Origin of the sequence: Bacillus sp. CECT 9360, assembly GCF_918741275.1 — a bacterium.
Taxonomy (GTDB): Bacteria; Bacillota; Bacilli; order Bacillales; family DSM-1321; genus Peribacillus.
Genome location: NZ_CAKKNA010000007.1, coordinates 21790 through 42306, shown reverse-complemented (window position 1 = coordinate 42306; position 20517 = coordinate 21790). Strand labels below are relative to the sequence as shown.

Genomic DNA, 20517 nt, shown 5'->3' with positions numbered 1-20517 from the left:
CTTTTTCAAAGTGATCTTCCCTATTCATCAAATTGATTCTATTATTCTAGCCATCCTTATCATTTTGGTTCCCTATTCAAGGTTTACAAACCCTTTTGCTTTATACAAAGTTACGATTATCTTGAAAAAGTTTTAAAAACTTGAATATAAAAAAGCAAAGCATTCAAAGTAGAAAACAAAAAATTCATATTAATTTACAAAACTGTTAATCATTTTTACAATATGGTAATATTTAAGTATAAATGTATGGAGGGAAAATTTATATGCGCGCTACCGGTGTAGTAAGAAACTTAGATAATTTAGGAAGGGTCGTCATCCCTAAAGAAATACGGAGAAATTTTAATATTAATGAAAGAGATGGGTTGGAAATCTTCACTGATGGTGACATGATTATTCTTCAAAAATATAAAGCTAGTAATTCATGTGTGATAACTGGCGAGATTTCAGAAAAGAATTTTGCTGTAGCCGGAGGGCAGCTTCGACTTAGTCCGGAGGGTGCAGAGAAATTAATGAAAGAAATTGAGTCCCATTTAATATAAAACATGATTATAATACCAACAACCTTTATAAAAGAGGTGGTTGGTTTTTTTAATTATTTTCTCCCCATTTATTGCGCTTCTCCCTATGCTTGAGTCTGCATTTTACTCCTTACCGCTGACCAATTTTCATATCTTTCTTCAATTTATGTATTATTTTTCATAATTCTCCGATATTAAGCGAGAAACTTTTAATACAAAACCAAAAGTGCTATAGTAAAATAATTGTTCCTTATATCATTTGAATTATTCTTACAATTTTTAAAAGGAGGATTTAGGATGCAGACAAGAGATAAGGACGTTATTGTTCAAAGTGTGCCGCAGACCGGCTTTTTTGGACATCCCAAAGGGTTATTTACCCTGTTCTTCACTGAATTCTGGGAACGTTTTTCTTATTATGGAATGCGCGCCATTTTAATTTATTACATGTATGATAAAGTTTCCGAGGGAGGACTGGGCTTAGACCAAACTACAGCCAATTCGATTATGTCTGTATACGGATCACTCGTTTATATGTCCGGAATTATCGGAGGTTGGATTGCGGACAGATTACTCGGGACGACCCGGACTGTTTTTTACGGCGGCGCTTTGATAATGTTTGGACACATCATTCTCGCACTGCCGGGCGGTGTTACGACATTGTTTTCATCGATGGTTTTGATTGTCATCGGTACGGGTCTACTGAAACCGAATGTTTCAAGCGTTGTTGGTGAAATGTATAGCGAGGAAGACCCGCGGCGTGATTCTGGATTCAGTATTTTCTATATGGGTATTAACCTGGGCGGTTTTCTGGCGCCGTTGATTGTCGGAACGATCGGACAGGAATATAATTACCATCTCGGCTTTGGGATTGCCGCTATCGGTATGTTCTTGGGCCTTGTCACGTTTCTTCTAACAAAAAAGAAAACTTTGGGACTTGCAGGTTCCTATGTACCCAATCCGCTGTCTAAAAATGAAAAAACGAAAGTATTCACTAGAATTGGGATCGGGGCGCTTGTAATCGTCATCTTGGCCGCTATCACTATTCCGGCTGGGTATTTGACGATTGAACGCTTTATTTTACTAGTTACTTTATCAGGGATAGTCATTCCAACCCTCTATTTTATCTTTATGTACCGTAGTCCGAAAACCACAGAGGTTGAGCGCTCACGGCTGATCGCATACATCCCGCTGTTCATCGCAGCCGTCATGTTCTGGGCAATCCAGGAACAGGGCTCCAATATATTAGCGACGTATGCTGATAATCGCACGCAACTTAACATTGCGGGCATAGAAATTAAATCTGCATGGTTTCAATCATTGAATCCGTTATTCATCGTCATGCTTGCGCCTGTTTTTGCCTGGTTTTGGGTCAAGCTTGGGAATAGGCAGCCTTCTACTCCGAAAAAGTTTGCTTTCGGATTATTTTTCGCGGGACTTTCGTTCCTAGTGATGATTTTCCCTGCTTATCTAAACGGTACCGATACATTGGTAAACCCGTTATGGCTGGTACTCAGCTTCTTCCTCGTGGTTTTGGGTGAGTTATGTCTGTCCCCTGTCGGACTTTCGGCTACGACGAAACTCGCACCGGCAGCGTTCTCCGCTCAGACGATGAGTCTCTGGTTTTTATCAAATGCGGCGGCACAGGCGATTAATGCCCAGGTTGTCCGGTTCTTTAATCCTGAATCAGAAATCCTGTACTTTGGAGTGATCGGTAGCCTATCCATTTTGCTTGGATTCCTTCTTTTCATGCTTTCTCCGAAAATTCAGGGTTATATGCAAGGTGTAAGATAAACGAAAACTGCCTGTCCAAATTGGATAGGCAGTTTTCGTTTTAAAATCTATCTTTTTTGCTGTATAATCGCTACAATGTAAATGAAGATTCTGGTAAAGGAGAGTAATGTATGAGTAATTTCCAAGCAAATTTAGAAAAATACGCAGAGCTTGCGGTCAAGGTTGGCGTCAATGTCCAAAAAGGGCAAACACTTGTTATAAATACAGCTTTGGAAGGTGCGGATCTTGTCAGGTTAATCGTTAAGAAAGCTTATGAAATCGGCGCGCGCAATGTAATCGTCAACTGGACGGATGATACCGTTAACCGTATCAAATATGATTTGGCACCGGATGAAGTATTCACGGAATATCCGGAGCATCGCGCTAAGGAAATGATTGAATGGGCGGAAAAGGGTGCTGCTTACTTATCAGTGATTTCATCGCCTCCTGACCTGTTGAAAGGTGTGAAGCCGGAGCGGATCGCCAACTTCCAAAAAGCTTCAGGCACTGCGCTTAAACAATTCCGTCAGTACGTGCAAGCCGATAAGTTCAGTTGGTCAATTGTTGCGGTTCCATCCCATGCCTGGGCCGACATGGTATTCCCTGATGCTGCCGCAGAAGAAAGAGTACATAAGCTATGGGATGCTATCTTTAAAGCGACCCGTATAGATACGGAAAATCCGGTTGCTGCCTGGAAAAAACACGACGAGTCTCTTCATGAAAAAGTCGATTATTTAAATGGCAAACGCTATACAAAACTTCATTACAAAGCTTCCGGGACGGACCTGACAATCGAACTTCCTGAGCAACACCTGTGGGTCGGTGCAGGCAGCATTAACGAACAAGGACATGCGTTCATGGCAAATATGCCTACAGAAGAAGTTTTCACGGTTCCTTTAAAAACAGGAGTAAACGGCACTGTTTCCAGCACGAAGCCGCTTAGCTACGGCGGAAACATCATTGATAAGTTTTCGATTACATTTAAGCAAGGCCGAATTGTCGAAGTGAAAGCAGAAGAAGGCGAAGAAATTTTAAAGCAATTAGTGGAAACAGATGAAGGCTCTCACTATTTAGGCGAAGTCGCGCTCGTGCCATTCAACTCACCGATTTCACAATCAAACGTCCTTTTCTTTAACACGTTGTTCGATGAAAATGCTTCTAACCACTTGGCGATCGGCAGCGCTTATGCCTTCTGCCTTGAAGGCGGCAAAAAGATGTCCCCTGAAGAACTTGCAAAGAACGGACTTAACGAAAGCATCACCCACGTTGATTTCATGATCGGATCTTCTGAAATGGATATCGACGGGATTAGAGAAGACGGCAGCACTGAAGCCATCTTCCGTAAAGGTGACTGGGCGTTTTAAAAAATATATTGCAAAAGATCATGCTTATAATGGGCATGATCTTTTTATTTATTCTAATAGGAAACCTGTCCATACACTCCGTCTATAAAGCGAATATGATAAATAAACAGAGAAGAGGGTGAATAAATGAGAAAAGTGAATCTAATAGGCTTTCACAAAAGAAAGGTGAAAAACCGTAATCGCTACAGCCATAACTATTGGGATCATTTATATGACGATGTTTTTAATGACGAGAATCTAAAGTATAAGAAAGGATCAATCTACCAATCATACAAATGGAAATAACACTTTTGCCTTGTGTCAACAAGGCTATTTTTAATTGCTTTCTTAGACGGATTACCATTAAAGTAAATGACGGATGGACCCCGCTTTTTTCACAGCAATTCTAGTATTGGATAGATAAAAATTGATGAATTAGAAGGACTTTTCAAGAATAGAAACGAAATATACTTAATGAATACGCTTACAAACATTATGAGTGGGGGGACAAAATATGGCCAGCAAAGAAAGTCTTGCAGAACGCAACCGTCTAATAGAATATGTTGCATCCCAGCCGAAAAAGCTTACAATTCAAGAATCAAGAAATCGTTTAGAAGCATTATTGGCTTCCATCCCAATTGATCCGGATATAAAAACAGAAAAAATAATGATTGAAAATACCCCTGCGGAATGGGTCATTGCTCCAAATGCGGCCCGCGATCGGGTATTCCTGTATCTTCACGGAGGTGCGTACATGCTTGGGAGCTTAAATACGCACAGAGATTTGGCTGCCAAACTCTCGCGTTCGACAGCAACCCGTGTACTGGTGATTGAATACCGACTGGCTCCTGAACATCCCTTCCCTTCTGGAATTGAAGATGCGGTTACAGCTTATCGATGGTTGCTTCGTTCAGGTATTTCTCCTGAACGAATCGTTGTAGGAGGAGATTCGGCTGGCGGTGGCCTCACGATGGCAATGCTTTTATCGCTAAGAGATGCTGGAGATGCTCTGCCTGCTTCAGCGATTCTCCTCTCCCCTTGGACGGATATGGAAGGAACCGGAGAGTCGATGGAGTCACGTGCAGATGCAGATCCTTGGCTAAATCCCGAACAGAATCGCGCTGCGCCGTTTTTATATATTGGCAGCATGGACCGCCGTCATCCTCTTGTCTCGCCTATATATGCTGATTTACAGGGCCTTCCTCCTATGTTAGTGCACGTCGGAAACGATGAAATTCTTCTCGATGATTCAGTCCGTCTCGTTGAACGTGCCAATGCAGCTGGGGTCGAAGCCACCTTAAAAGTATGGGAGGACATGTGGCACGTGTTTCAGCAATTTACAACACCGGAAGCCAGCAAAGCTATCGATGAAATTGGAGAATATGTTAAACAAAAGCTTGAAAATGAGACGCAAAAGATTAGTACTGAATGACTAAAAAAGATCATGCTTCTTCCTTCTTGAGCATGACCTTTTTTACGTTCCTACTATTGCACTAAGTATTCATAAACGAGCTTGCCAATCTTAGCTATCACTTGCCTTCCTTCTTCCTCTGAGGAGACACTCGTCAGTACGGCAACATATGCTGTTTTTTCACCATACGTAATAATTGCACAATCGTGGACAATGCCTGGCAAGCTGCCTGTTTTGTTCGCTACAGATACTTTTTCAGGATCCATAAGAGCCTGAAGTTTGTCGGTCATTTGCTGTTTTCTCATAATGGAAAGTATCTGTTCATTGCTCTTTGTTGAAAGAAAGGTCTCCTCTTTTATCGCTTTTAGACAAACAAGCATATCAGTGGCACTGGTTAAATTGTCCTTGCCTTGATTGATTGCCTCAAAGTCCATCATCCTTCGATTTAAAACCGTCTTATCCAGACCTAACTCTTTGATACACCTGTTAATTTCATCCTGACCCAAGAAATTGATCAATAGGTTCGTCGCCGTGTTATCCGAAACAATAATCATTAAAGTGATGATATCCCCTATCGTCATAAATACTTTATCCGTTAAAGCATATATGACTCCTGATCCTTTTACCCTCTCAGTCATCGGTATGGTAACAGGCTGATTCAAATAAATGTGTTTTTCTTCATTTTGGCGGAATGCTTCTATTAAAATAGGAATTTTAATTAGACTTGCAGATTGAAAAGTTTCTTGACTGCCACTTTCAATGACTTTACCATCTATTTCGATGTGTACACCGATCCTGCCGTTAGCATGATTCTTTAAATGCATGATCGATTCTTCCAAAGCGATCCATTCCATTGGCCTTCCGTCCCTTCTATTTCGTCACCGCCACCTGAGAGAAATCATGGTCACCTGTCAGCTTTTTGTTATACAGGTGACAAGCAACGAAATGGTTCTCTTCAACTTCCTGCCACTCGGGCTTATGTGTAGCGCATGCTTCCATCACATACGGACATCTCGTTCTGAATACACATCCGCTCGGCGGATTTATCGGGCTTGGCAGCTCACCTTTTAAGATGATCCGTTCACGCTCATCCTCAACATCGGGATCAGGTATCGGAATTGCTGATAATAAAGCCTGTGTATAGGGATGAAGCGGTTGATTATATAGTTCTTTACTTGTCGTTAGCTCGACGATATGTCCTAAATACATCACAGCAATGCGGTTACTGATTTGTTTTACCATAGAAAGATCGTGAGCGATGAATAAATAAGTCAAGCCTTTTTCCTTCTGCAGGCGTTTTAGCAAATTAACGACCTGGGCTTGTACAGACACATCCAATGCCGAAATCGGTTCATCAGCAATAATAAACTCCGGGTCTAACGCAAGTGCCCGGGCAATCCCGATCCTCTGCCGTTGCCCTCCAGAGAATTCATGCGGATACCTGTTCGCATGATCCCGGTTTAACCCGACATCCTCTAACAATTGATAAACACGCTCTAGTCTCTCTTGTCTATTCGGATACAGCCTGTGTACCTCCATTGGCTCAGAAATGATCTCACGGACGGTCGAGCGCGGATTTAATGAAGCATACGGATCTTGGAAAATCATTTGCATGCTACGATGATAGGCAAATTTCTCCTTCTCATTCATGTTGTGGACATTCTGCCCGTTAAAAATAACCTCTCCGTCGCTTGGGTCATATAAACCGATAATGGTCCGGCCCGCTGTAGATTTTCCACAACCGGATTCGCCCACAATTCCAAAGGTTTCACCTTTATTGACATGAAAAGAAATTCCGTCTACTGCTTTTAGTGTTTCGTTTTTTCCAATGGCAAAATGCTTTTTCAAATCATTAACTGTTAATAGAACTTCCCTATTCATGTTTTACTCCTCCGTCTCTTGCCCATAACGGCTCGCTCGGCAAAGTTCTTTTTCGTAAATGGTACCTGCCAACTCGATAATTTCGACATGTTTCCCTGTTTTAGGAGAATGCAAAAGCTTTCCATCCCCATAATATATTCCGACATGGTGAATGCTTCCCTTACCTTCTTCATAGGCAAAAAATAATAAATCACCTGGTTGGATCGCATCCAGTTCAATCTGTTTTCCTGCCGCTGCCTGATCTGCGGCATCGCGCGGAATGATGTATCCGATTGCCCGGCACAACGTATAGCTGAATCCTGAGCAGTCAAAACCAAATGAACTCATACCACCCCATAAGTATGGAAGGCCCAGGAACCTTTCTCCCTCGGCAACTATATCCTTTCCGCTTCCCTTTGGTCTATCATCCCAGGAATGAGAAACAACTACGTCTTCTGTTTTTATATAACCAGTGCCTTCTGGTAATTTCACGATCACCCTATCAGGTTTTTCTGCTATAACTGGCAATATCGTTTGATAGCTTACTTCAAATAATAGTAGCTCATTTTCTGAATAAAGCATCGCTCTCTTGCTTATTACAGTTGCGACCGGACCTTCACTTATATCCCATTCAACACTCTCAGCAAGCTGTTCCTTAGGCATCCAGCCCGGATATCCTCGGTGGTCTTTGCCTGAAGGCTGTTCCGGTACGAAAATCTTAGCCCAGCCATCTTGTTCATCGGTGATGATTACTTCCTGTCCGAACAACACTTGTGATTGGACCAAATTCGCATTACAAAGTTCTAAACGAGTTTCATAGGTTAATTTGCTGAGCCAGCTATCTATTTGCGCCGGGAATGAAGTGGCCTCTGCATCAATTGCCCTGGACGACTTATCTGTTGTCCATACAGTTGCCACCGCAACGTTTACTACCGTTTTCTGATGGAACACCGCCTAACCCCCCCTTTCTATATCTACGTGGTCGAGTCCTAATCCATACCCATTAGGAAGAGTTATTTTCCTGCCATTATACGTAATTCCGCCTTCAACGATTTCCTTGGCGAGCATAAGCGGCGCATCGAAATCAAATCGGGTAATATTCTTTTTGCTTGCCGCAAAGTGAGCGGCCGCCGTTATGCCTAGGCGGGTCTCAATCATGCTGCCAACCATGCATTCCACCCCGCAGACCTCAGCCAGTTGATTGATGATCTGGGCCTGGTAGATGCCTCCTGCCTTCATCAGCTTTATATTGATCAAATCGGCACTTCGTGTTTTTAAAACCTGATAGGCCTGCTTGGGGGTGAAAATACTTTCGTCCGCCATAATTAATGTATCCACAGAGTCGGTTACTTGCTTTAACCCTTCAATATCATCAGCTTTGACCGGCTGCTCAACCAATTCGATTTGTAAATCGTTGTCTTCCATTTTACGGATTGCCCGTATAGCATCCTTTGGATTCCAACCCTGGTTTGCATCCAATCGAATCTTCACATTATAGCCAACGCGCTTTCTAATCTCCTCTATCCTTTCGAGATCAGTTGAAATATCATCTTTGCCAACTTTTACTTTCAGAACATTAAAGCCTTGCTTTACATAGGATTCGGCATCCTCACCCATTTCCTCAGGTCCGTTTACACTTACGGTAAAATCTGTTTCCAATTCACTTTTATGGCCTCCAAGAAATTGGTAGAGTGGTAGCTTGCAATACTGCGCGAGGCAGTCGTAGATGGCCATGTCTATAGCTGCTTTGGCGCTTGAATTTCCAATCAGTATTATTTTCATTTCCTGGAAAATGGTTTCATAGCTTAGCAGGCTTTTGTTAAGCAAAGCGGGCTTCAAAACATTGTGTATGGCAGATTCAATGCTAAGTATGCTGTCACCAGTGATGACAATGGTCGGGGGAGCTTCTCCCCAGCCAATCATGCCGTTATCACAGGTAACTTTCACAAAAACCGACTCTGCTATTTCAACGGTTCGAAGCGCTGTTTTAAACGGTTTAATAAGCGGTACCGCTACTCGGAAGGTTTCAATTTTTGCTAGTTTCATTCCTTCTCATCCTTTATCTTTATGTATGCCCAAATTGGCGAAACAATGTACCGACGCCTCTAAGAGCTTAATTTTCAGATTAATAGTATTCCTTTATAACTTGTTATCACTATATGCTTCTAGTCAAAAAGGGATGTTCAAACGAACACCCCCTTCTCTAGTTTTTAAAAAACTCAAATGAACATAAAGGTTTACGACTTCCCTCTAAACAACTTTGGAGTCGAACACCCAAAGAAAACCCATGCTGTAAAACTTAATCGAGGGAATGGTATAAGATGAGTTATTTCTTATCCGCCCACTTCAATTCGATATAACCAACCGGGTGACGGACAATTCCGCTCACATCATCATTTTGCAACTGAACGTGGTTGTAAAAATGAATCGGAATGATTGGCGTTTCCTCGAACAAAATCTTTTCGGCTTCATACATCTTTTCAAAGCGTTTTTCTTCATTCGCGTCAATTTTTGCCTCTTTAATCAACTGATCATATTTCGCATTGCTCCAGCCTGTACGATTCATAGAGTGGCCAGTTTGGAAATTTTCCAGGAAGTTGATCGGGTCCGCATAGTCTGCAAGGAACGAACTGCGGGAAAATTGGAACTTCAACGCTTTTTGTTCTGTAGCAAACGCGTTTGCTTCCATGTTTGCCAATTTAACATCTACATCTAAGTTCTTTTTGAACATTTGTTGCATGGCTTCTGCCATTTTTTTATGAACATCATCCGTGCTGTATGTTAAGGTTACTTCCGGAAGTTCTTTATAGCCTTCCTCTTCCATACCTTTTTTCAGTAATTCTTTCGCTTGTTCTACATCTGTTTTAATTAGGTCGCCGCTTGCTTCACGGAAGTCTTTTCCGGATGGATCTTTAAATCCGTATGAAACAAAACCATATGCCGGTTTTTGTTGTCTTTTCGTTACATAATCAACCATTTCCTTTTGATCTGTCGCCATGGCGAATGCTTTACGGATATTCGCATTTTGGAAAGGTTCTTTGTTAACATTTAATCGATAGAAGTATTGACCGGCCTGATCTTCCACCAAAACTTTATCTTCTTTGAAAAGTTGCTCACTCATGTCTGCAGGGACATCAGAAACATCAAGGTCGCCTTTTTCGAACATTTGATATTGTGTATTTGTATCATCGATGATTGCCCAGTGAACTTTATCGAGTTTCACGCTTTTAGCATCCCAATACGTATCGCTTTTTTCCATCATAATGTGATCATCATGCGCCCACTCTGCCAATGTAAATGGACCGTTTCCAACAAAAGACACAGCCTCGGCAAACCATTTCGGATTTTCCGTTGCAACCTTCTCATTAATCGGGAAGAAAGCCGGGTTGGCAATTACGCTTAGGAAATACTCCTGTGGACTAGTTAAAGTTACTTCAAACGTTTTCTCATCAACAGCTTTAATCTTTACATCCTCAGCTTTGCCTTTGCCTGAATTAAATGCTTCCCCGCCTTCGATAAAATATCCGAGGAATGAAGCAGAAGACCCGGTGTTAGGATCCAACAAGCGTTTCCATGCATAAACAAAATCATTGGCCGTTAAGTCATCTCCATTGGACCACTTTGCATCTTTGCGAATGAAAAATGTATAAGTTTTCTCATCCTCTGATACTTCCCATTTTTCCGCGGTAGCGGCTTCGGGTTCATGATCTTTGCTTAAGCGTGTCAAGCCTTCCATGATATTATTCAAAGGATCCCATGAAACAGCATCAAATCCGATGGAAGGGTCCAATGAAGTAGGTTCGGTATTATTCTTCAAATGTAATACCTTTTCTTTTTTCCCTTCACCGCCACTATCCTTTTCACTGCCTGCTTCGTTGCTTGCCGTACAGGCTGCCAAAACTAATACAACGATTGAAAACATTAACAATGTAACTAGCTTTTTCATTTTCTTCCCCCTCATTTTATCTATGTATTAAACTGTCCATAATCCGCTTCAGTTGGACTACGGACAAGTTATACCCGTTATCGCTAACCCCTTTATCATTACATTCCTACTTTACTGCCAGAAGTGTTTTTGCCCTTTCATCTTGCAGCCAGCAATCGACGTTATGCTCATTGTCCACATATGTCTTATTCGGATAAATACGGTCGCATACTTCCATTGCATACTCACAACGGGCAGCGAAAGGACAGCCTGCCGGTGGCGAAAATAAGTCAGGAGGTGAACCGTTAATCGGCATCAGCTCTGCATCCTCCATATCAAGGCGTGGTACGGAATTCAGTAATCCTTTTGTATAGGGATGTTGTTGATTATAAAAAATATCCCTCCTATTTCCAGCCTCGACGATTTTACCGGCATACATGACCGCAACACGGTCAGCTACCTTGGCTACAACACCCAAGTCATGGGTGATCAGAATAATCGAAACTCCAGTTTTTTGCTGGATATCCTTGAATAACTCCAGTATTTGAGCTTGAATCGTTACATCAAGTGCAGTTGTCGGTTCATCAGCAATTAAGACCTCAGGCTCACATACAAGAGCCATTGCAATCACAATTCTCTGGCGCATTCCGCCGCTAAATTGATGCGGGTATTGCTTCAGGCGTGATTCCGGTGCCGGAATGCCTACTAAATGAAGCATATCAATCGTCTTTTGCTTTGCTTCAGCCCGTGATATTTTTTCATGCTGCATAATACCTTCCATAATCTGTTCGCCAACCGTAAGAGTAGGATTCAATGCAGTCATCGGATCCTGGAAGATCATTGATATATCAGCACCGCGGAGTTTGCGAAGCTCAGATTCTTTTAATTGAGTTAAGTCTTTACCTTTAAAAAGGATTTCGCCTCCAGTAATTTTGCCTGGGGGATTAGGAACAAGTCCCATGATGCTCTGAGTGGTCACACTTTTTCCGCAGCCTGATTCACCAACAATCGCCAAGGTTTCCCCTTTGTACAATTCAAAGCTAACCCCGCGGACTGCTTGTACTTCTCCCCCATAAGTAGCAAATGAAACATGAAGGTCATTTACTTCAAGTATTTTTTCCATGATGATTACCTCCTCAGCTTTGGATCAAGAGCATCCTGCAAGCCATCTCCCAAAACGTTAAAGGCAAACATCGTTGCCGAAATGAAAAACGCAGGGAAGAATAGACGCCACCAATGCCCTGATAGAATCGTAGACAAACCATCATTGGCCATCATTCCCCAGCTTGTATGCGGAGGCTGAATGCCTAATCCTAAGAAACTTAAAAATGCTTCAGCAAATATCGCCGTAGGAACGGTCAGAGTCATTTGGACAATGATCGGTCCCATTGTGTTAGGCAACAGGTTCTTTCTAAGAATGCGTCCTGTTTTTGTCCCGAATGTTTTTGAAGCAAGCACAAATTCATAGTTTTTAATTTGCAAAACCTGGCCCCTGACAATCCGTGCCATTCCAATCCAGCCTGTAACAGATAAGGCAACAATAATTGTAGATAAGCCCGGTCCCATTGCTACCATCAATAAAATAACAACAAGCAGATAAGGCAGTCCGTACAGCACTTCAACAATCCTCATCATAATATTATCTGCCCTGCCGCCCTTGTAACCTGCGATGCCACCGTATATAACCCCGATGATGAAGTCAATTAACGCCGCAGCCGTACCGACAAATAAGGAAATCCTTGCGCCATGCCACGTTCTCGTAAACACATCGCGGCCCAGATCATCCGTACCGAACCAGTATTCACTGGAAGGTGGCAAGTTCTGCTTTGTCAGCTCCTGATCGAGGGAATGTGGTGAAATTAGCGGCCCGAAAATGGCCATAAACACGATTAAGACTAGAAAAACCAACCCTCCGATTGCCAGTTTATTCTTCAAAAGGCGTCGCCACGAATCCTGCCAGTACGAGAGACTTGGCCTAACAACAGCTTCTGCTTCTTTACTGTTCTTAGGCTTAGGTACAAACCATTCATCAGGGACGTCTGATGAAATATTTGATTCATGCTGTTTGCGAAGCTCCACTATTTTCCCTCCTTCTTATGCAGTTTGATTCTCGGATCTAATATTCCGTATGCTAGATCAACTAGGAAAAGCATGATAATTAGAATTGAACTGTAGAACACAGTCGTACCCATGATCACCGGGTAATCGCGATTGGAGATGCTGTCGACGAAGTACTTCCCCATCCCGGGAATCGCGAATATCTTTTCAATGACAAAGGTTCCTGTCAATATGCTCGCTGCTAAAGTTCCCAACACCGTAACGACCGGCAAAAGGGCGTTTCTTAGCGCATGTTTCACAACAATTTTAAATGGCGATAATCCTTTCGCCTTTGCTGTCCTTATGTAGTCCTGTGTCAAAACTTCAAGCATGCTTGCCCTAGTAAGACGAGCGATAATTGCCATCGGCCCGGTTGCTAGTGCTAAAGTCGGTAAAACCATATGCATGGGGCTTGACCAGGTTGCAACCGGAAAAATAGACCATTTAACCGCTAATTGCTGAATCAGTAAAGTCGCCATAACAAAGTTAGGAATTGATATTCCGATAACGGCAATCGCCATCGCAATATAATCAACAATTCCGTTGTGGCGGAGTGCGGCTATTACTCCAAGAGTAATGCCGGAGATAATCGCAACAATTAATGTCCACATCCCTAATTCAAAGGAAATCGGGAAACCCCTTCCGAGCATATCGTTGACCGTTTGGGAAGAATTTTTGATTGACGGTCCAAAATCCAGGGTAAGCAGTGACTTTAAATAGCTTCCATATTGAACCAAAAGGGGTTCATCCAAATGATAAAAGGCTTCCAGATTCTTTTGGACGGCTTCACTCGTCGTTCTCTCTTCGTTAAAAGGTGAGCCAGGGATGGAATGCATCAGGAAAAAGGTGAGGGTAACGATAAGCCATAATGTAACAAGCATGGCCGCGAGACGTTTGATAATGTATGTATTCATATCCGCACTCCCTAACAGAATGTAGTTCTCATGGCAAGCTCTGTCATAACGAGCATTGCCTGGTATGCTTCTAAAATATCCTTAGCCTGAAACTGAACGATCGTTGAGTTAGGCATCATCTCCGTTCCCGGCATCAAATTTGCCCACTCCGCCTCGCCATAGTTCGTAAACTCTATTCCGAGCATTGGACGATCAGGCGGTGTGAGTGGCTTCACATTATTTTTATTTTCAAGAGCGATAGCAGTTTGTTTCCTAAGCAATTGTCCTGCTTTTGCAGGAGTTAAGGATTTAGCTGCTGACCTCGAGAGGGATTCCTTCACAATGGCAGTCGTTATATTGGGAATAAGCTGTTCTGCTTCGTTAGCAGCACGATCATCACCCGCAACCATTAACAAGGGAACATCATAATAACCTGCAACATAAGCATTAAAACCGAGTTCCCCTACTGCAACATCATTTATGTACATATTGCGAACACCGAAAATCATCGAGTGGGACATAACACCTTTTAAAGCGGCTCGTGCATGGTACCCGACAAACATAGCTCCTGTAAAAGATTCATCAAGGCCCTGAACCATTGAGAAAGGTTTCACATCTCCTGTAATCAACTGGGTTTCCGGATGAAGCCTCTCAATTAACAGGTTATTCATCTTGGAGTGGCTGTCATTCACTATTACTTCCCTGCACCCCTCATCAATGGCGGAGGTAATAACGTGATTGACTTCATCTGTCATAATGATACGCCCTCGTTCATAATTGTGTTTCCCCGAGTCTACATGCGTATGGTCAACGAGTCCTGTGATGCCCTCCATATCTGCAGAGATATATAACTTCATGTTGACCTCCTATTTTGAAAAGTTAATATTTTCTTAAAATTATAAATTATAAAATAACCATTTACAATTCCTATTTTGTTGAAATATAGGTATATAGAGGGAAAGCCTTATAAATAGCGATATTCCAATCGATCCAATTTATGGTAATCATCAATGTATTTATTACTTTTCTCTCTCTAATCTTATTTAAGAAAAAATATGAACACAGCCCCTTTCCCATACTCATGCTTTTACTTAGAAAATCTGATTTATGAATAAAGGGTAAATCATAATTTTTACTTTATTACTTTACCAAACTAAAATATTATTATATACTAGCATAGTAATTTAAGAGGTAGGAATGTATGAATTAAGGGATAAGAAGTTATGGACCTGTATCACACATTTTTTTCATGCTTATACCATTACCTGTAGAATAAATTTTTCCCTTTATCATATTACTGATATTTCAAATACTGCCGCGTCTTAACTAGTTTGACGCACTCTACAATAATGAATTTTACCAACGATATAGAAAGGTAGATAATTAAATGAATAATAAAAAATGGGGATTGTGGATCTTAACAACCTTCGTTATTGGAAATATGGTCGGCGGCGGTATTTTCATGCTGCCGGCAAATATGGCATTAAAATCAAGTCCGCTAGGCTCGACGCTCGCGTGGATCATTACGGGGTTCGGGGTATTTATGATTGCTTTAGTCTTTGGAAACTTGGCCGTCCGCAAGCCCGATTTAAAGGCGGGGCCGCAGAGCTACGCGCAGGCGATGTTTTCATCACCTAAAACCGGACGAGTTGCCGGATACAGCATGGCATGGGGATATTGGGCGGCAAACTGGGCAGCAACTGCCTCAGTGATTATTACATTTGCCGGCTATCTGTCCACCTTCTTTCCCATTATGATTAGCACGAAACCAGTAATGAACATCGGATCTTTTACATTAGATACAGGAAAACTTACTACATTTCTTATCTGTTCGATTATGCTGTGGGGAATTCAAGCCATCCTTTCAAGAAGCTTTAATAGCGCCGGTAAGATGAATCTAATCGCAACCGTAACGAAAGTATTAGGATTCACCTTGTTCATCGTTGTCACTGTTTTTATCTTTGATACCGCGAACTTAGGCAATGCCAAGGATTTTGTCGATACCCAAGGACACGTTCGTTCTTTAGGAAGCCAGGTCAATGCCGCAGCTATCGCAACTCTCTGGGCATTCATTGGGATTGAATCGGCGGTCATGCTCTCCAATCGGGCTAAGTCCCAAAGCGATGTAAAAAAAGCAACCATTATCGGGCTCCTGATTTCACTCACGATCTATATAGGGATCACGTTACTGACAATGGGCGCCCTTCCCCAGGAACAATTGAGAGAATCGCAGAGACCTTTAGTGGACGCGTTGGAATCTGTAGTGGGGACCAGCGGAGTTTACATGATGGCGCTTCTTGCGGTCATTGCCCTGATTGGATCAACAATCGGCTGGATTGTCGTAAGTTCTGAAGTGCCGTATCAGGCCGCGAAAGCAGATCTTTTCCCTGCGTTCTTTGGCAAAACAAATAAAAACGGCAGCCCTGTAAACTCACTAACACTTACAAATTTGATGACACAAATTTTCTTATTCTCTACTATTTCAGGCACGGTAGCCGAGGCTTACGATTTTGTAATTGTCGTGGCCACCCTTGCCTATCTGATTCCATATCTTGTCTCTGCGATTTATCAGCTGAAGCTGGTCATCACCGGAGAAACATACGATACAATCAAAGGCTCCCGAAAGCTGGACGGGATCGTGACGATACTTGCTCTAATCTATTCCTTATGGGTGATTAAAACAGGTACGTCTGATATGACTACATTCCTGCTCGGTATCGGCTTGTTTGTAATAGGATTGTTGCTCTATCCATTTTTAATGAAAAAACGGACGGATTGATTTTAGAAGGAAGCATCTTAAGCGGATGCTTCCTTTTCTCTTTCAATTGTACATACAAGACCAATCTTTTGAAAAACTTAAAAAAAGGAGTAAACTATTCATACATTGGATTACTTAAAGGAGCTTTCGTCATGCAACTCAGTGTTCTCGATCAATCACCCATTTCAAAAGGTTCAAATGCCCGCACGGCCTTGAAGCAAACCCTGCAATTGGCGACTTGGGCAGAGCAGCTTGGATATACGCGTTTCTGGCTGGCCGAACACCACAATACAAATGGTTTAGCAAGCTCGTCACCTGAAATCTTGATTTCTCATATCGCCTCCCACACTAGTAAGATCCGTGTTGGATCCGGTGGAGTTCTTCTGCCGCAATACAGCCCCTATAAAGTCGCGGAAAACTTTAAAACACTGGAAGCCTTATTTCCAGGCCGCATTGACCTCGGAATTGGCCGCTCACCAGGAGGAGCGACAGCAACACGCCTGGCACTTACAGATTCGATAAGAAGAAGCATGAATGAGTTTCCACGCCAGTTAAAGGATTTACAGGGATTTTTATACGATTCTCTGCCGGCGGGCCATCCTTATGAGGAGGTAAAAGCGGCTCCTTTTTCGGATACCAAACCGGAAATGTGGCTGCTTGGAATATCCCATCGAGGCGCCCGTTTAGCCGCGGAAAACGGAACGGCATTTACGTATGGCCACTTTATTTCACCAAATGAAGGGCGAAGGGCAACAGAAGAATATTTCACAAAGTTCCAGCCATCCATCTCGCTCTCAGAGCCGAAAATGAACGTTTGCATCTTTGTTGTATGCGCGGAAACAGAAGAGGAAGCAGAAGAATTAGCATTGAGCCAGGACATTTGGCTGTTGAACGTCGGCAAAGGCAGTGACACCCAAATTCTCTCAGTGGATGAGGCAAAAAAGGTTATTCTTAACAACGAAGACAAGCAAATCATCAGGAATAACCGGCGCAGAGCAATCATCGGCACCCCCGAAAAGGTGAAGCAGGAGCTTTTGTTGTTGAAAGAAATTTATAGAACCGACGAATTTATGATCATTACGAATATTTATGACTTCCAAGCTAAATTGCGATCATACGAATTATTAGCTGAGACGTTTGATGTGTGAGAATCTTGCTACGTTTGCAGGATTCTCACTGTCATAGAATAATCTACATATCCGTTAGATAATAGAGGCTTTGTACGATGTTCTGTTTATCGACCGCTCATATATCTGGATCCTCGTTTAATCTCTTTTCGATTTTGCCACTATAATTTTTGCTGCTGCGGCCTTTTGAGTCAAATTCCAGGTAGGAGCATTTATATCATTAGTAAAAAAGGCTAACTTTCTAAATGAAAGTTAGCCTTTTTATTTAACTGCCCTTAATATGGGCAACGATCCCTTCTTCATCGTCAAGGACCAGTTGAATACCCAGATAAGGATTCATATTGAGCACTTGGTCGAGCCATCCGCGAAGGGCTTCAATTAAATTTTGTGTGATCAGTACCTGTTTTCTCTCGGCAACATATACCTCTGCTGAAAAACCGTAATCATCATCATACATCAGTTCCACTTCAACCTCTTGAGGTTGGATTTGTTTTTTGTCTGCGATGTATTTACAGACCGCATTGACGACATCCTGCTCGGAAATGATTAGCGTTTCCACGGGTTATCATCTTGTTCTCTGCGTTTATTTTTCAGCATTCTGAAAATTCTGCGGGCAAGTGAGATAATCACAACAACAGCCAGTACATTGATCAGTAGACCAATAAATCCACCAAATGCACCTAGATTACCTAATAGTCCACCCAGAAGCATTCCGGCGATGCCGCCATACAAAATGCCACGCATTAAGCCGCCGCCAGTTCTATTGAAAGTACTGTTGGTATTGTTTGATTTTCTAGTGAAGGAATTAGACTCAGCTTTATTGTTCTGAGCCGGGCTTGATGGGTTGGTGTTAAAGCTTCTCTTTCCCGATTTATATGATTTTGCGCTTGCGACATTGTCCGTCCCGTCAGACACAAAGCTTCCTACCGGAGTAAAAGCAATCGATAACATAAGCATTGCTGTTAATAACTTCTTCATCATTATAGGTAATTCCTCCATTGTGTAATTTTCTTATAGAAAGGCATAGTCCGTTTCCTATATTATTATATACGGAATCAAAAGACAAAGGTTTCGTTTTAATTACTTTTATCTCTGACAAATTCAACCATGAAAGAAGACAGGGGAAAATCCCCTGCCTTAATTGCACAATCTATCTATCAGTCTATTAAATCCTTACAACACGTCCGTTAAACTTGCCTGCCCAGTAACCGCTCGTCATGTTTACAATTGCCACACCTGTAGAGCTCTGGCTACCAATGAATTTTCCGCCCCCGACATAGATGCCTACATGTCCATCTTGTTTATACGTATCAAAGAATACGAGGTCTCCAGGCTGAATTTGGCTGTAGGAAATCTGGCTTCCTGAATTCTTAAGCGCATCAGTATGTGCCGGAAGCTTGATGCCTGCTTGGGAATAAGCCCACGCAACAAATCCGGAACAGTCAAATCTTCCGTTTGCGATATCAGACGCCGTTCTTCCCCCTCCAAACACATATACGGAATTCCCGATATATTTATTTCCAGCTCTTACTACAATAGATTTATTGCCTTTTCCTTTAGAGTCTGTGGCAACCGTTTCATATGTTGCAAGGCTTGAGTACTTATTTTGAAGATTAGCCTTAGAAGCAACTGCAAGCTGTTCCTCTTGATTTAGGTCTTCCTTCATTGTTTTTGCCTGGTTTTCTTGCTCTTTGATTTGAGCCATCATGCCTTCTAGTTCCACTCTGGATTCATTCAAATCAGCAAGCTTTTTTTCTACCGCTGCTTTTTTTGTTTTTAATTCCTCTTTATCAGCTTCATGCTGTTCGAGAATCTCACGGTCCGCTTCGACAATAGTTGCTACGGCCCCTACGCGGTCAACGAAGTTCCTGAAGCTTGAAGAACCAAGCAACACTTCAAGATAGCTTACATCTCCACCACTCTCTTGGAAAGAAAGAGCGCGCTCTTTTAACACTTCACTACGCTTCGAAATTCTATCTTCTATTATAGGTATTTCTCTATTGAATTCTTCGACCTCTGATTTTGTATCAGCAATTTGTTTTTTTGTATCATCTATTTTTTGTGTATTATCTTTGATAGCAAGTTCACTTCGTTCGAGTTGCTCATTAAGAGCAGCTTGTTTCTCTCGAAGATTAGAAATTTCTTCATCGGCACCTTTAATATCTCCCTGGATTCCCTCACGTTGTTCCTCTACTCCAGTTTTACTAGTTTCAGCCTGAACAGCCGGAATAGCAAAAAAACCTCCCAATCCAAGTACAACAATCATATTCAATGCAATCAATTTTTTTCTTAACAATTTTTTATTCCCCTGCTTTCTTCCCAAGTCTGAACTCTGCATCTCTAGCAATTGATCATAATACAGGAATTCGACAATGATTAATTTTTACTTCTGACAAACTATTTGGTATCTATGAAAATGCAATTTCTGCGCTGTTATTAATCTCTCAAAACGTGTCTGAATGACTTAAGTAAAAAACAATTAACAGTTAAACCTATTTTTGACACTAAGCGAAGTATATCATCTGATTTTTTCATTCCTGTTATAGGCTCATTACATTTATATTTCGACTGTTACGATAAACCGAAAGATTTTATTTTTTCTGTATACTATGTAATTTATCCCCATACAAAAAGTCAGCCCACCATTGTGAACTGACCCGGGTTTCCCCATAACTTTTCATTTACAATTTTGCATATTTTCTTTGTGATAATAAATAGTAGATTTTTAACTTTACAATATTTTCATTCAACCGAATCACTACCGATATATAATCTTTTAAGTCTCTCTTGATTGTTTAAAAAATAGGGGTTTTTC

Annotated in this window: 19 protein-coding genes; 7 read left to right on the top strand and 12 right to left on the bottom strand. The window is 41.8% G+C overall.

Features of this window, described 5'->3' with window-relative positions; all coding sequences use genetic code 11:
• The first annotated feature begins 263 nt into the window (after positions 1–263).
• From LQ216_RS10005 to LQ216_RS09985, 5 genes are all read left to right on the top strand, one after another.
• The gene (locus tag LQ216_RS10005) at positions 264–539 is read left to right on the top strand and encodes an AbrB/MazE/SpoVT family DNA-binding domain-containing protein (RefSeq protein WP_290369257.1); all 276 of its coding nucleotides are present in this window, start codon (positions 264–266) and stop codon (positions 537–539) included.
• Positions 540–815: 276 nt separating this feature from the next.
• Positions 816–2309, top strand: coding sequence for a peptide MFS transporter (locus LQ216_RS10000; protein WP_230129165.1), 1494 nt, complete (start codon positions 816–818; stop codon positions 2307–2309).
• 110 nt (positions 2310–2419) lie between these two features.
• Positions 2420–3652 (top strand): aminopeptidase, encoded by a 1233-nt coding sequence (locus LQ216_RS09995; protein WP_230129164.1) that lies wholly within the window; start codon positions 2420–2422, stop codon positions 3650–3652.
• Between the two features lie 126 nt (positions 3653–3778).
• The gene (locus tag LQ216_RS09990) at positions 3779–3937 is read left to right on the top strand and encodes a hypothetical protein (RefSeq protein WP_230129163.1); all 159 of its coding nucleotides are present in this window, start codon (positions 3779–3781) and stop codon (positions 3935–3937) included.
• Positions 3938–4145: 208 nt separating this feature from the next.
• Positions 4146–5063 carry an alpha/beta hydrolase gene (locus LQ216_RS09985; RefSeq protein ID WP_230129162.1) on the top strand — a complete coding sequence of 306 codons (918 nt, stop codon included), beginning with the start codon at positions 4146–4148 and terminating at the stop codon, positions 5061–5063.
• Positions 5064–5116: 53 nt separating this feature from the next.
• On the opposite strand, the gene LQ216_RS09980 is transcribed toward LQ216_RS09985, so the two are convergent.
• From LQ216_RS09980 to LQ216_RS09940, 9 genes are all read right to left on the bottom strand, one after another.
• On the bottom strand, positions 5117–5896 hold the full coding sequence (locus LQ216_RS09980) for a serine hydrolase (RefSeq protein WP_230129161.1): 780 nt from the start codon (positions 5894–5896) through the stop codon (positions 5117–5119).
• Positions 5897–5912: 16 nt separating this feature from the next.
• Positions 5913–6923, bottom strand: coding sequence for an oligopeptide/dipeptide ABC transporter ATP-binding protein (locus LQ216_RS09975; protein ID WP_230129160.1), 1011 nt, complete (start codon positions 6921–6923; stop codon positions 5913–5915).
• A 3-nt stretch (positions 6924–6926) separates the two neighbouring features.
• Positions 6927–7853, bottom strand: coding sequence for a C40 family peptidase (locus LQ216_RS09970; protein ID WP_230129159.1), 927 nt, complete (start codon positions 7851–7853; stop codon positions 6927–6929).
• A 3-nt stretch (positions 7854–7856) separates the two neighbouring features.
• Positions 7857–8948: a dipeptide epimerase gene (locus LQ216_RS09965; protein ID WP_230129158.1), complete on the bottom strand. Its 1092-nt coding sequence runs from the start codon at positions 8946–8948 to the stop codon at positions 7857–7859.
• Between the two features lie 280 nt (positions 8949–9228).
• Positions 9229–10848 (bottom strand): peptide ABC transporter substrate-binding protein, encoded by a 1620-nt coding sequence (locus LQ216_RS09960; RefSeq protein ID WP_230129157.1) that lies wholly within the window; start codon positions 10846–10848, stop codon positions 9229–9231.
• 106 nt (positions 10849–10954) lie between these two features.
• The gene (locus LQ216_RS09955) at positions 10955–11950 is read right to left on the bottom strand and encodes an ABC transporter ATP-binding protein (RefSeq protein WP_230129156.1); all 996 of its coding nucleotides are present in this window, start codon (positions 11948–11950) and stop codon (positions 10955–10957) included.
• Positions 11951–11955: 5 nt separating this feature from the next.
• On the bottom strand, positions 11956–12906 hold the full coding sequence (locus tag LQ216_RS09950) for an ABC transporter permease (RefSeq protein WP_230129155.1): 951 nt from the start codon (positions 12904–12906) through the stop codon (positions 11956–11958).
• The gene (locus LQ216_RS09945; protein WP_230129154.1) at positions 12906–13838 is read right to left on the bottom strand and encodes an ABC transporter permease; all 933 of its coding nucleotides are present in this window, start codon (positions 13836–13838) and stop codon (positions 12906–12908) included. Before LQ216_RS09945 ends, LQ216_RS09950 begins: the two co-directional genes overlap by 1 nt.
• A gap of 11 nt (positions 13839–13849) precedes the next feature.
• Positions 13850–14674, bottom strand: a complete 825-nt coding sequence (locus LQ216_RS09940; protein WP_230129153.1) for a M55 family metallopeptidase — start codon at positions 14672–14674, stop codon at positions 13850–13852.
• 530 nt (positions 14675–15204) lie between these two features.
• Between LQ216_RS09940 and LQ216_RS09935 the strand changes: the two genes are divergently transcribed.
• Together LQ216_RS09935 and LQ216_RS09930 are read left to right on the top strand one after the other, a co-directional pair.
• Positions 15205–16596: an amino acid permease gene (locus tag LQ216_RS09935; RefSeq protein ID WP_230129152.1), complete on the top strand. Its 1392-nt coding sequence runs from the start codon at positions 15205–15207 to the stop codon at positions 16594–16596.
• A gap of 131 nt (positions 16597–16727) precedes the next feature.
• Entirely contained in the window at positions 16728–17723 is a 996-nt protein-coding gene (locus LQ216_RS09930) for an LLM class flavin-dependent oxidoreductase (protein ID WP_230129151.1), read from the top strand.
• 244 nt (positions 17724–17967) lie between these two features.
• Here the strand turns inward: LQ216_RS09930 and LQ216_RS09925 are convergent, their stop codons facing one another.
• The 3 genes from LQ216_RS09925 to LQ216_RS09915 form a co-directional block, all read right to left on the bottom strand.
• On the bottom strand, positions 17968–18261 hold the full coding sequence (locus LQ216_RS09925) for a YxcD family protein (RefSeq protein ID WP_230129150.1): 294 nt from the start codon (positions 18259–18261) through the stop codon (positions 17968–17970).
• Positions 18249–18683 (bottom strand): hypothetical protein, encoded by a 435-nt coding sequence (locus LQ216_RS09920; RefSeq protein WP_230129149.1) that lies wholly within the window; start codon positions 18681–18683, stop codon positions 18249–18251. The genes LQ216_RS09925 and LQ216_RS09920 overlap by 13 nt, the downstream gene beginning before the upstream one ends.
• A gap of 184 nt (positions 18684–18867) precedes the next feature.
• Entirely contained in the window at positions 18868–19998 is a 1131-nt protein-coding gene (locus tag LQ216_RS09915; protein WP_230129148.1) for a C40 family peptidase, read from the bottom strand.
• Positions 19999–20517 lie beyond the last annotated feature (519 nt).